At 34.7% G+C, this 12162-nt stretch carries 13 protein-coding genes; 7 read left to right on the top strand and 6 right to left on the bottom strand.

The genetic code is table 11. The annotated features are described in order from the left end of the window. Nucleotides 1-66 precede the first annotated feature (66 nt). The 5 genes from chrA to E0F89_RS15645 all read right to left on the bottom strand — a co-directional run bounded on the left by chrA (nucleotide 67) and on the right by E0F89_RS15645 (nucleotide 4707). Nucleotides 67-1197, bottom strand: a complete 1131-nt coding sequence (gene chrA, locus E0F89_RS15665; RefSeq protein ID WP_131910672.1) for a chromate efflux transporter — start codon at nucleotides 1195-1197, stop codon at nucleotides 67-69. Continuing rightward, on the bottom strand, nucleotides 1187-1618 hold the full coding sequence (locus E0F89_RS15660; RefSeq protein ID WP_131910671.1) for a DoxX family protein: 432 nt from the start codon (nucleotides 1616-1618) through the stop codon (nucleotides 1187-1189). Before E0F89_RS15660 ends, chrA begins: the two co-directional genes overlap by 11 nt. A gap of 276 nt (nucleotides 1619-1894) precedes the next feature. Beyond that, nucleotides 1895-2437: a hypothetical protein gene (locus E0F89_RS15655; protein ID WP_131910670.1), complete on the bottom strand. Its 543-nt coding sequence runs from the start codon at nucleotides 2435-2437 to the stop codon at nucleotides 1895-1897. A gap of 317 nt (nucleotides 2438-2754) precedes the next feature. After that, complete coding sequence (locus E0F89_RS15650) at nucleotides 2755-4335, bottom strand: NADP-dependent glyceraldehyde-3-phosphate dehydrogenase (protein WP_131910669.1); 1581 nt, start codon at nucleotides 4333-4335, stop codon at nucleotides 2755-2757. 60 nt (nucleotides 4336-4395) lie between these two features. Next, entirely contained in the window at nucleotides 4396-4707 is a 312-nt protein-coding gene (locus E0F89_RS15645; protein WP_131910668.1) for a rhodanese-like domain-containing protein, read from the bottom strand. A 281-nt stretch (nucleotides 4708-4988) separates the two neighbouring features. Between E0F89_RS15645 and E0F89_RS15640 the strand changes: the two genes are divergently transcribed. The 7 genes from E0F89_RS15640 (at nucleotide 4989) to E0F89_RS15610 (ending at nucleotide 9980) form a co-directional block, all read left to right on the top strand. Then, nucleotides 4989-5615 carry a Crp/Fnr family transcriptional regulator gene (locus tag E0F89_RS15640; RefSeq protein ID WP_131910667.1) on the top strand — a complete coding sequence of 209 codons (627 nt, stop codon included), beginning with the start codon at nucleotides 4989-4991 and terminating at the stop codon, nucleotides 5613-5615. Nucleotides 5616-5931: 316 nt separating this feature from the next. Continuing rightward, nucleotides 5932-7347 carry an MBL fold metallo-hydrolase gene (locus E0F89_RS15635; RefSeq protein WP_131910666.1) on the top strand — a complete coding sequence of 472 codons (1416 nt, stop codon included), beginning with the start codon at nucleotides 5932-5934 and terminating at the stop codon, nucleotides 7345-7347. Nucleotides 7348-7372: 25 nt separating this feature from the next. After that, the gene (locus tag E0F89_RS15630; RefSeq protein ID WP_131910665.1) at nucleotides 7373-7576 is read left to right on the top strand and encodes a YgaP family membrane protein; all 204 of its coding nucleotides are present in this window, start codon (nucleotides 7373-7375) and stop codon (nucleotides 7574-7576) included. Between the two features lies 1 nt (nucleotide 7577). Next, entirely contained in the window at nucleotides 7578-8201 is a 624-nt protein-coding gene (locus E0F89_RS15625) for a methyltransferase domain-containing protein (RefSeq protein ID WP_131910664.1), read from the top strand. Between the two features lie 386 nt (nucleotides 8202-8587). Further along, nucleotides 8588-8794 (top strand): hypothetical protein, encoded by a 207-nt coding sequence (locus E0F89_RS15620; protein ID WP_131910663.1) that lies wholly within the window; start codon nucleotides 8588-8590, stop codon nucleotides 8792-8794. Next, complete coding sequence (gene trxA, locus E0F89_RS15615) at nucleotides 8787-9089, top strand: thioredoxin (protein WP_131910662.1); 303 nt, start codon at nucleotides 8787-8789, stop codon at nucleotides 9087-9089. The genes E0F89_RS15620 and trxA overlap by 8 nt, the downstream gene beginning before the upstream one ends. 288 nt (nucleotides 9090-9377) lie before the next feature. Further along, nucleotides 9378-9980, top strand: coding sequence for an LOG family protein (locus E0F89_RS15610; protein ID WP_243699537.1), 603 nt, complete (start codon nucleotides 9378-9380; stop codon nucleotides 9978-9980). 29 nt (nucleotides 9981-10009) lie between these two features. Here E0F89_RS15610 and E0F89_RS15605 read toward each other — a convergent pair whose 3' ends face one another. Further along, the gene (locus tag E0F89_RS15605) at nucleotides 10010-12148 is read right to left on the bottom strand and encodes a PAS domain-containing hybrid sensor histidine kinase/response regulator (protein ID WP_131910660.1); all 2139 of its coding nucleotides are present in this window, start codon (nucleotides 12146-12148) and stop codon (nucleotides 10010-10012) included. Nucleotides 12149-12162 lie beyond the last annotated feature (14 nt).

Here is a 12162-nt window from a genome sequence, read left to right as displayed (position 1 = left end):
GACCTCCGTAGAAGTGATTCTGCTTACTTTATATTATTTTTTTGATGCGCATCGCAGTGATTATCATTATATAAGTGTCAATAAGTAACCGAGTAAAGAACCTCCCAAAACTATAAATGCACTATTTATCTTTTTGTAACCAAATGTCAGCGCTATGCTTAAAACGGCAATAGCAATAGTCCGCCAGTCAGTAATTGTGTCTTTCCCCATCGCAAAACAAACTGAAATAATAATGGCTACTGAGGCCACATTAACAGCGTCTAAAAATGCTGAAAACAATTTTGAATTTCGCATTTTCTTAACTAGTGGATTAAGCAAAGCCACAAATATAAATGAAGGCAGAAAAATTCCAATGGTAGAAACGATTGCACCCCAAAATCCATTGATTTGATATCCTATAAATGTCACCGAAGAAAATACAGGTCCAGGAGTAAACTGTCCCACAGCTATGGCATCTACGAGTTGCTGTCTTGATAAAAGTCCTGTTGACACTAATTCCGTATCAAGGAACGCAAAAAGGACATAACCGCTGCCATAAAGTATGGCGCCAATTTTTAGAAATATCAAAAATAGATTGGAATTAGTGACCGAAACAATGGCAGTATTTGTTACCTGCAAAATTGTAAAAGGAAGAACACTATTCGTGTTGGTTAATTTTTTGTCCAGGACTGAAGCTAGCAACAAAGCAAGAAAACCCGCGCCGAACATCAGGTAAATTTCATTGAAATTCAGTACAGAACCTATTAAAACTAAGAGTCCTATAATTCCCAATTCTAGTGATTTTAACGATTTTTTTGCTAGCGGAAAAATTGCTGCAAGTATGATGGCGATGATTGCCGGAGTTATGCCATAAACAAAAGGTTGCAGTTCGGGAAGTTGACCGTATTGTTTGTAAAGCCATGCAAAAATTCCAGTTATGAAAACCGCAGGCAGAATAAAACAAAGTCCCGCAACAATTAAACCTTTCCAGCCTGCTTTTTCGTGGCCAATATGAATGGCCATTTCAGTGCTGTTGGGGCCGGGAATTAAATTTGTCGCACCAATTAAGTCAAGAAAGTGCTGTTCGGTCATCCATTTCCGTTTGCTGACAACCTCTTCCTGCATCATCGCGATATGAGCGGCAGGACCGCCAAAACCAATTATGCCAAGTTTTAAAAAAAGTTTTGCTATGTCTTTTAAGTCAGCGTTACTTTTCATTTTGAATTACTATTTTGTCAAGTGACCATAATCCACTGCCTTCAATTAAGAGAAAAATACTCCCTAAAAGCATTGCCCAATCCGTTCTGCTTCCGTGAAGCAATTCCCAAAAACCTTTTTCTAAATAAACTTCTGTTTTTGTTGTTGAAAATGCCACAAGCATAATCACAATTAATGGAATGCTCGCTAATCTTGAAAGCAGACCAATTATAAGTAATACGCCACAAATGATTTCAAATGCACCTACAAAACTTCCTAAAAATTCAGGCGAAGGCAATCCTATTTTCTCAAATCTACCTGCTCCGCGATCAGCGGGAAATAAAAATTTCTGAATCCCTTCTGATAGAAATACTGCTCCAACAATCAAGCGGATGATTATTGTCGTTTTTGAATTGTCTGTGGTAATGATTTTTTTAAACATTTTTTTTATTATTACTGGCAGTCGGAAAGAAAATACAATTGCTTCAAACCCAAATGCTATTATTTGCAATTTGGTCGTTTTAATAACTAAAATTAGCATTAATACAATTTCTAATTATTGTTCAGTTCCTTCGACTTTAAACTAAATTTACATTTTTTTTAAAAATAGCAAAAAGCCGTGAAATACTCACAGCTTTTTGTATTAATTGTAATATTTTCTTGATATTCTGGAGATAATTTGCAAGTTGATGTCCATTTATCTGTTGAGTTAGGATTTTTATTTTGTTGAGTATAAAATTCCCCAAAATCCATATGCTATCTGTTTTTCAAATACTTCTCCAACTTTGTATTCGCGATAAACTTCTAAATGTATAGTGTTTTGAGTTATAGGATCTCTAAAATCAATATAATGTCGTAATCGTCCGTTTTTTGATATATATGGATAATATTTCTCAACATTTTCTTTAATTTTTGTATTATCTGATTTTCCAAAAAATTTATTTATTGTGATGATTAATGAGAATGATATCCCAAAAAAAAGCCCTGTTGAGCAAATTAAAATCATTATAATCGAAATAATATCGCGTCTTTTCTCTTTAAATATAGTTTTTGGGATGTTATTATCCAAAGGTTTGACTTTGGCGTAGTAAAATTTTGGAACAATGATAAACAAACAGATAAAAATTGGTAGTAATAAATATTTTACAAATAATTTTTCCGCTATAGAAGTTTCAAAATATTTAATTGCAAAAAATGGATATGCTATAATGAAAGCACAAATAGCATAAAAAATTAAAATTTGAGATTTCCATTTCTCCATTTTTTTTGTTACTTAATTGCAATATACCCTTAACTCATTAAATTCAGCCATTAAGTGGCACTAATCTATCCAAAATAGAAGACTTCGTGCCATTAAATGACTTCTGCTAATGTATAGATAATTAACCAAAAAGATCTATTCCAACAAATTTAAAAGTTTTCGTTTTCATTACTTTACGGTTTCCCGTAAAGCCGTCTTAATTTTTAAATTAAAAACTAACCATTTTAAAACTTAAACTCTCCTCACCAACCGCAACTCCATAAAAAAAGCCATCTCGAAAAAAACGAGACGGCTTTACTTTTCTAATTAAAATAGATTTACATCGTATAATCCGTGTTAATGAAATTAGATTCTTTGCTGTTTAATAATTCCTGCAAAATAGCATTGTTATAATCATTGTCTTTTGAAGCTACAAAAGTTCTAATCGAGAACGAACGCAAGGCATCGTGAATACTCAATGTTCCTACAGCAGAATCTTTACGTCCGGTAAACGGATATACATCTGGACCTCTTTGGCAAGAACTGTTTAAGTTTACTCTGCACACTAAATTCACCAAAGTATCAATAAGCGGCGCAATAGTTTTGATATCTTTACCAAACAAACTCACTTGCTGTCCATAATTCGATTCCGCCATATCGTTCAATGGTTCCTGAATATCCTTAAAAGTCAAGACTGGAATTACAGGACCAAATTGCTCTTCATGATACACTCGCATTTCCTTATTTATTGGAAACAAAACCGCTGGAAAAATATAATTTGGAGTATGTTTTCCTCCTTTTTCATTAATGATTGTTGCGCCTTTTTTGACAGCATCATCAATCAATTCCTGAATGTAAGCCGGTTTTTCTTTTTCTGGTAACGGAGTCAGCATTACTGATTGATCCCAAGGATTTCCAAAAACAAGCGAATCTACTTTGGCAGCAAAACGTCTGTTGAATTCATCGGCAATCGTCTCGTGAACATATAAAATTTTCAATGCCGTACAACGCTGTCCATTGAATGAAAGCGTTCCTGCAATGCATTCCTGAATTGCCAAATCTAAATCGGCATCCGGTAAAATGATGGCTGGATTCTTAGCTTCCAGACCTAAAATTAAACGCAATCTGTTTTTGTTTGGATGTTGATCCTGTAAAGCGATTGCTGATTTACTGTTTCCTATCAAAGCCAAAATATCGACTTTTCCGGACTTCATTATTGGCGAAGCAACTTCACGCCCTCTACCATAAACAATATTGATGGCTCCCTTGGGAAAACTACTTCTGAAAGCTTCTAACAAAGGTGAAATTAATAATACACCGTGTTTAGCAGGTTTAAAAATAACGGTATTCCCCATAATCAATGCCGGAATCAACAACGCAAAGGTTTCGTTCAACGGATAGTTGTAAGGTCCAAGACACAAAACAACTCCTAAAGGTCCACGACGGACCATGGCATTTACGCCTTGACTTTTGGTAAAACGAGAACTATTACGGTCTAATAACTTATAATCTTCAATAGTATCGTAAATGTATTCTACGGTTCTGTCAAATTCTTTTTCGGAATCAGGCAACGATTTACCAATTTCCCACATCAAAAACTTAACGACTTCACTTCGTGTCGCTTTCATTTGAGTGACAAAATTCGACATACATTTGATTCGGTCTGACACTTTCATCGTAGGCCACAATCCCTGACCGTTATTGTACGCTACACTGGCCGCATTTACAGCTTCCAACGCTTCGGTTTCACCCATAAACGGGATGGAACCCAATATTGTTGGACCATATTCCTCAGTAGATGAAATCGTTGAAAAAACAGCGGTAGTCTGACCTTCCCATTTTTTCAATTCGCCGTCCACTAAATACGTATCTTGATTCAATAATGTGTTAATCTGAAATTCTTCTGGTATTATATTCATACTAAAGGGTATTATATTTATAATTTAAATAAATAAAAGAGGCAATCGCCTCTTTCTGTTTTATGGTTCAATGACCTCACCGTCCCATTCCGTAATGCCGCCAATAAGATTGTAGGCATTTTCGAAGCCCAGCTGATTCATTATTTCACAGGCTTTTGCACTTCGCATTCCCGAGCGGCAATACACATAATAATTTTTATTTTTGTCCAAAGCTTCAATCTCGGTTACAAAATCCTGCCCTCTGTGAATATCAATATTGATGGCACTTGCTATAAAACCTTCGTTAAATTCATCTTCGGTTCTCACGTCCAGAATCACTGCATTTTCATCAGCTTCAAATTGAGAAACCCAATCTACTTGTGTTAAATTCATAATGATGTTTTTTGTAAAAATACAACGTTTTTACCAAACAATAAACGCAACAATTGTTAATTAGATAATATTCATAAGAAATCCTTTTCGCAAAATATTAACTGCGATAAAGTATAAATACCATTTTTCATATTGCAATAAACAGTCTATAAAATCCATAGATTAAATATAAATAACTAACCCTGAATCAAGCGCTTGTTCGCGTTTTAGGACAAGAAACAAACTGTTTTTTGAGTTTTTTACAGTACTTTTACAATACACTACACTGAAAAAAAAATAAAATGATCGAGCCTATAAAGAAAATATTTACTTCCTTTTCAACTGAATTAGCGAAAGAAATTGAAGTCAATGCAACTATACATTCCTATAAGACAGGAGATATTATTATCCGAACCGGACAATACATCAAAAATACGGTGCTGGTAATCAGCGGAAAAATCAAGGTATATCGCGAAGATGAAAATGGCGGCGAGTTTTTCATGTATTATTTGCAACCCGGACAAGCCTGCGCCATTTCTATGATTTGTGCCACCAAAAATGAAAAAAGCCAGATCATGGCCAAAGTCGTTGAGGATGTTGAGTTGATTATGGTGCCTTTACCTTTGATGGACAAATGGATGATGCAACACCGTAGCTGGTATGAATTTGTTATCGATACCTATAGAAGTCGTTTTGAAGAAGTATTAGAAGTCATTGACAGTATTGCGTTTCGTGCGATGGACGAGCGTTTGGAATTCTATTTGAAACGCCATGCCGATGTTTGTGGTTGCAAAGAATTGAAGCTTTCCCATCAGGAAATTGCCTCTGAACTAAATACCTCAAGAGAAGTAATTTCCCGTTTATTAAAAAAAATGGAACAACGTGGCATCGTTGCTTTGCATCGCAATAATATTGAACTTTTAAAATAAATTCAGTCGATTCACTACGAAAATGGGTTTGTAGAACACTTTCATTTGCTGCTAAATTCTTTCACGGAGGTTTAGTTTCTAATAATTTTTCGATATTCTAAAACTTACTTTTTTTGAAAATTCACTTCAGAAAATCTCCTTTTAAATCTCCTTTTTGATTATCTTTAATGATGTTTTTTTTGTTTACTATTCAATACGACATTAATACGATTTATGCATTTATTTTTTACATGCTGCTCATAGCAATGTAACAATTGTCACTGTTTTTGCTCAAAAACAGAAGTACATTTGTATCACAATCTTAAAAAACGAAATAATGCAAATAGAACAAATATATACCGGCTGTTTAGCACAAGGCGCTTACTATATTACTTCAAATGGTGAAGCTGCAATTATTGACCCGTTACGCGAAACTCAACCTTATCTGGACCGACTCGAAAGAGACGGCGTAAAATTGAAATATATTTTCGAAACCCATTTCCATGCTGATTTTGTTTCCGGCCACGTCGATTTGAGTCGTCAAACTGGCGCTCCCATTGTTTATGGTCCAAATGCGACCTGTGAATTTGATTGCATTTCTGCAAAAGACGGACAGGAATTTACCATTGGAAACATCAAAATAAAAGTATTGCACACTCCAGGACACACCATGGAAAGCTCCACTTTTTTATTAATTGACGAAAACGGAAAAGATCACGCTATTTTCTCTGGTGACACTTTATTTATTGGCGATGTGGGAAGACCGGATTTAGCACAAAAAGCGGCACACATGACGCAAGAACAATTGGCCGCTACCCTATTCCATTCGTTACGAACAAAAATAATGACTTTGGCGGATGACGTCATTGTATATCCAGCTCACGGTGCAGGAAGTGCTTGTGGAAAAAATATGAGCAAAGAAACCGTTTCGACCATTGGCGACCAAAAAGCCACTAATTATGCCTTGCGTGCGAATATGACAGAAGCCGAATTTGTACAAGAAGTCACCGAAGGTTTGTTACCACCGCCAGCTTATTTTGGTATGAACGTGGCCATGAACAAAAAAGGATACGACAGTTTTGAAAACGTTTTGAATTTAGGAATGCGTGCGCTGTCCCCATCAGAATTTGCAGTGGCCGCTGAAGAAACAGGAGCATTACTATTAGACACGCGCAAAAATGGTGAATTTGCCGAAGGATTTATTCCGCAATCCATAAACATTGGGATTGACGGTGATTTTGCTCCTTGGGTTGGCGCTTTAATTGCTGATGTGAAACAACCAATCCTGATTATCTGCGAACCGGGACAAGAGGAAGAAACTGTTACGCGCTTGAGCCGTGTAGGTTTTGATAATTTGATTGGTCATTTAGCAGGTGGTTTTGATGCTTGGGCAAAAGCCGGTAAAGAGATTGATACCGTAAATAGAATTTCAGCGGAACAATTTGCCAAAGAAGTGAAAATTGGCGAAAGCAAAATAATTGATATTCGGAAAGAAAGTGAATATTGTGCAGAGCATGTTGAGGAATCCTACAGCAAGCCATTAGCGGCTATTAATGATTGGGTCAAAGATATTAATCCAAAAGAACATTTTTATCTGCATTGCGCCGGCGGATACCGCAGTATGATTGCAGCTTCGATTCTGGAAGCGCGTGGTTTTAGAAATTTTACCGAAATTGAAGGCGGTTTTAATGCTATTGCAAAAACGGATGTTCCTAAAACGGATTTCGTTTGCCAAAGCAAAGTTTTGAAATAATTTATAACCAAATAAAAAGAATACAATGAAAAAAAACATGGGTTCAACAGACAAAATTATTCGGATTGCCATAGCAATAGTAATTGCTATATTGTATTTTACCAATACAATCAGCGGGACGCTTGCACTAGTTTTAGGAATTTTTGCAGCTATTTTTATACTGACCAGTTTTATTAGTTTTTGCCCATTGTATTCCCCGTTTGGAATTTCAACCCGAAAAAAAATATAATATGTCCGACTTAAAATGTTCTGATACTTCTTGTGAAAAACCGTTGAACGCTGCCTATTGGGAAGCACAATACAAAGCCAAAACCACCGGTTGGGATTTAGGCCAAGTATCACCACCAATACAAGCGTACGCCGATACCGTTGTAAATAAAAATAGTCGTGTTTTGATTCCCGGTTGCGGAAACAGTTATGAAGCGGAATATCTCATGGAGCAGGGATTTACAAATATTACCATTATCGATATAGCACCAACACCAGTTGCGTTTTTAAAAGAAAAATTCAAAAATAATCCTAATATTCAGATTGTATTGGGAGATTTCTTTGAACATCAGGGAAACTATGATTTGATTATTGAGCAGACTTTTTTCTGTGCTTTGCCGCCAACAATGCGTGAAAAATACGTTTGGAAAATGCACCAACTTTTGGCTGAAGAAGGAATTCTGGCAGGATTACTATTCAACAGAACGTTTGAATCCGGACCTCCTTTTGGCGGAAGCAAAGAAGAATATGAAAAGCTTTTTGCAGCTGTTTTTTATTTTATAAAAATGGATTTATGTGATAATTCTATTGCACCAAGAGTGAATTCAGAGTTGTTTATCGAATTGAAAAAGAAAAGTATATCATAATTTTACGGAATGAGAATGAAAAGATATAGACTTTAGAATTCTGTAATTCATAAATTTTATGGCTCCTCTTTTACAACAGTAATTTAAACCTTGGGATGTAGTCCATAAAATCAATTAATCTTAAATAGAATAATGGAAACACATCGAAACATAGAAAAAAAGAGTCATATAGCCCAATTCTTGGATTCACATAGCTAAGGTTTCTCTGAAAAAGTTAAACGACAGCCAAAATTTTGAAATCTATGTTTCTAGCCTGCACGGAGCGAAGTTGAAATGTGGTTAAAATGAAATGAAATACTTGATTACACCTAGCGGGTTATGAATTAATTTAAAATATTGTTTTTTATGATGATATAATCATGACAAACTAAATCACTTTAAAAAAAATGAAAACATTAATATTTACAAATTGGCATATTATGCGCTGGGTTCGCCTAGTTTTTGCCTTATTTTTATTCGCACAAGCCTATATTTTGAAAGAATGGATGTTCATTGGTTTTGGACTATTTTTCTTTATTCAGGTGATTTTTAATTTAGGTTGCGGTGTAAATGGCTGCAGTATTCCAAACAATAAATACAATAAATATGAGTAATTTCGATACCATTATCAAATCCGAAAAACCGGTTTTAATAGACTTTTTTGCAACTTGGTGCGGCCCTTGCAAAATGCTTGGTCCTGTTTTGAAAGAAGTAAAAGACAGTTTAGGTGATCGGGTTTCGATTATCAAAATTGATGTCGACAAGAACCAGCAAATTTCAAGTCAATATCAGGTCCGTGGCGTTCCTACTATGATTTTGTTTCAAAACGGAAAACAGTTATGGAGACAGTCCGGTGTCTTAAGTAAGGAAGAAATCATTAAAATTATTTTGGAGAAAAGCAATAAATAGCAACACCAACAATATTGAAGAAGAACTTTTGTTGTAATTTAGTTGTGCTTGCTGATTTTAACCGCAGCTCGTCTCATAGTTGAAAGTAAATTGCATTTTAAACCATTTATTGGTTCCGAAAAACAAAAGCCAACTGTTATTTTTCCTATCTTAGTGAGCCCTATGCAAAAACGACAATACAGACTTTCAAGATCCGAATCCTTATTTGTAAGAGGGCCGTTAACACGGCTAAAAAATCTGTATTTCGTTTTCAAAGTACTGTTCAACTTCATAAAGGCTTTTCAAAAAATGCATTTTATTGGTCCTTGTATTACCGTTTTTGGATCTGCCAGATTTGGTCCAGAAACAGCACATTACAAAAATGCAGAAAGAATTGGTGCCGAAATTGCAAAAATAGGATTTACCGTAATGACAGGTGGTGGTCCCGGGATTATGGAAGCGGCAAATAAAGGTGCATTCGAAGCTGGAGGATATTCGGTAGGATGCAATATTGTCCTGCCTGTGGAACAAAAACCCAATCCTTACTTACATAAATGGATTTACATTCCTTATTTCTTTGTCAGAAAAGTTATTTTAGTGAAATATTCTTACGGTTTTATTGTTATGCCAGGCGGGATGGGTACTTTGGATGAATTATTTGAAGCGTTAACCTTAATTCAAAATAAAATTATAAATAATTTCCCAGTTGTAATTTTTGATACTGTTTATCACAAAGAATTATACCATCATATTAAAATAATGTCAGAAAATGAAAGTATCAGTCACGAAGATATGAGCCTGCTATTTGTGACTGATTCAGTAGAAGATTTAATAGAACATCTCAACAAACATGCTATCAAAAAATTTTACTTGAAAAAACAGGAATATAATCCTAAAAAATGGTTTGGATAAAGTGGCTATATTTTGTCAGTGCTTAACTTTCATTTAACCCATTTATGAAGTATATGTTCCAAGTCAGATTGAATAATGGGTTTAGAAATATAATCGTTCATTCCTGAATTCAAACATTTTTGCTTCTCTTCAACAAATATTCCTGCGGTCAATGCAATTATAGGCGGGTTTTCAGAATGGCTTAATTTCCTAATTTCAAGCGTTGTTTCAAAGCCATTTTTTTTCGGCATTTGTATGTCCATCAAAATAATATCCAACTTCTCTTTTTTATATAATTTGATAGCTTCTTTTCCGTCACAAGCTTCAAAAATTATGCAATTTGGAATTATTTTTTTTATTAATTTTTTGGCCAAAAGCATATTAATCCTGTTATCCTCCACTATTAATATTTTGGTTTGATTAGAATTTTCAGGCAAATATTCTATGTTTTCTTCAATTTGAAATGGACTTTTTATATTTTTTTTCTTGCTTGATTTTTTAAATTCTATTGAAAAATTAAAATTGCTTCCTTTTCCATATCGGCTGTCAAGGTTCAACTTACTTTTCATTAATTCTAACAGTTGATTAGAAATCGTTAATCCTAATCCCGTTCCACCAAATTTTCGAGTGGTAGAAGTATCTTCCTGCACAAAAGAATGAAATATTTTCTCTTGATTACGGTGTTTTATGCCGATTCCCGTATCTTTTACTGAAAAATTTATAGTCGAAAACTCTTTATTGGAGGATTCTATTGCAATAATATCCAATTGAATCTGGCCCACCATTGTGAATTTTAAGGCGTTCCCTATTAAGTTTACAAGAATCTGTTTCAGTCGTACTGAATCCGCATAGATAAATTGAGGCACACTTTGGTCAACATTCAAAATCAAATCAATGTTTTTTAAATTTGCCTGATGTTTAAAAAGACTAATCACTTGATGCGTCAGTAAAAAAAGATCTATTTCTTCAATATTTAATTCCAGTTTTCCCGCTTCAATTTTAGAAAAATCTAAAACATCATTAATCAAATCCATTAAAATAACCGCAGATTCATTGACAATATTTATGTATTCTAATTGATTAGTGTCGAGGTTTGTTTTCATCAACAAATCAGTAAAGCCAATAATTCCATTTAGAGGAGTCCTAATTTCATGACTCATATTGGTGAGAAAATTGGATTTGGCTTTATTGGCAGATTCGGCCAGTAATTTTGCTTTTATTAGTTCTTTCTGCATAAGTTTAATCTCAGTAATGTCAATAATACTGATAATTATCTCTGTTATTTCATGAAAGGTGTTCATTACAGGAAAACCATTTACTAACAGCAAAACAGTATCTTTAGTGAGCGCACGATTCACCCCGACAATGAAATTTTTAAGTGGTTTTTTACTAATTAGAATTTGGTTTACCGGGTATTTTTCAAGCGGTAGCGGTAGATTATTTTCATCAAAAAATTTCCATTCCGAATCAATAACCTGTTTTCCCTTCATTTGCTCTTTGGTAAAACCCAACAATTCTGAAGCCTTCGGATTGCTCATACTGATGGAAGTGTCTAAGGCATGAACGATAATACCCTCGTCCAGATTATTTAGCAAATCTCTGTGTCTTTTCTCGCTATCGCGCAAGGCAAACTCTGATAATTTTAGTTCCGTGATATCAACAACCGTAATATGGCATTGTTCTCCGTCTCCAGAAACCGTCCCCGTGAGGTAACTGTAAAACACTGAATTGTCATTTGGCAAAAGGTTAACTTCACATGATTCTCTGACTTTACTCTGGAATATTTTTTCTAAAAAAAGATTAAATATGCTTTTTGTATCATCCGAAACAAAAAAACCAAACTGACTATTTCTTAATTTTGATCGTTCCTTTCCCAGCATCGTGCAGCCGGTAAGATTCACATCAAGGACTTTTCCATCTTTGGAAAGCGTAAAATATCCAGAAGGTGCAAAATCATATAGTTCTGCATATTTTTCAGTAACCGTCTCAGCTTGTTCTTTTGCCAACAAGAGTTCTTCGTTCTGCATTTCGAGCTCAATTTGGTAAACCTCCAATTCATGAATGAGTTTCAAAGTTTCTGCTTGTGAGAAGTTTGAATCAAACTTTAGCTGTTGTTTTTTGCTTAACAAGTCCTCCGCTTTTTGCCTAAGGGTTGTTGAAACTTTCGATTTACTATTGGAATTTTCCATTTTGTTTAGCTTTT

Source organism: Flavobacterium caseinilyticum, from assembly GCF_004349085.1.
GTDB lineage: Bacteria > Bacteroidota > Bacteroidia > Flavobacteriales > Flavobacteriaceae > Flavobacterium > Flavobacterium caseinilyticum.
Note: the sequence above shows the minus strand (reverse complement) of the source record. Positions and strands in the feature narration are given on the sequence as shown.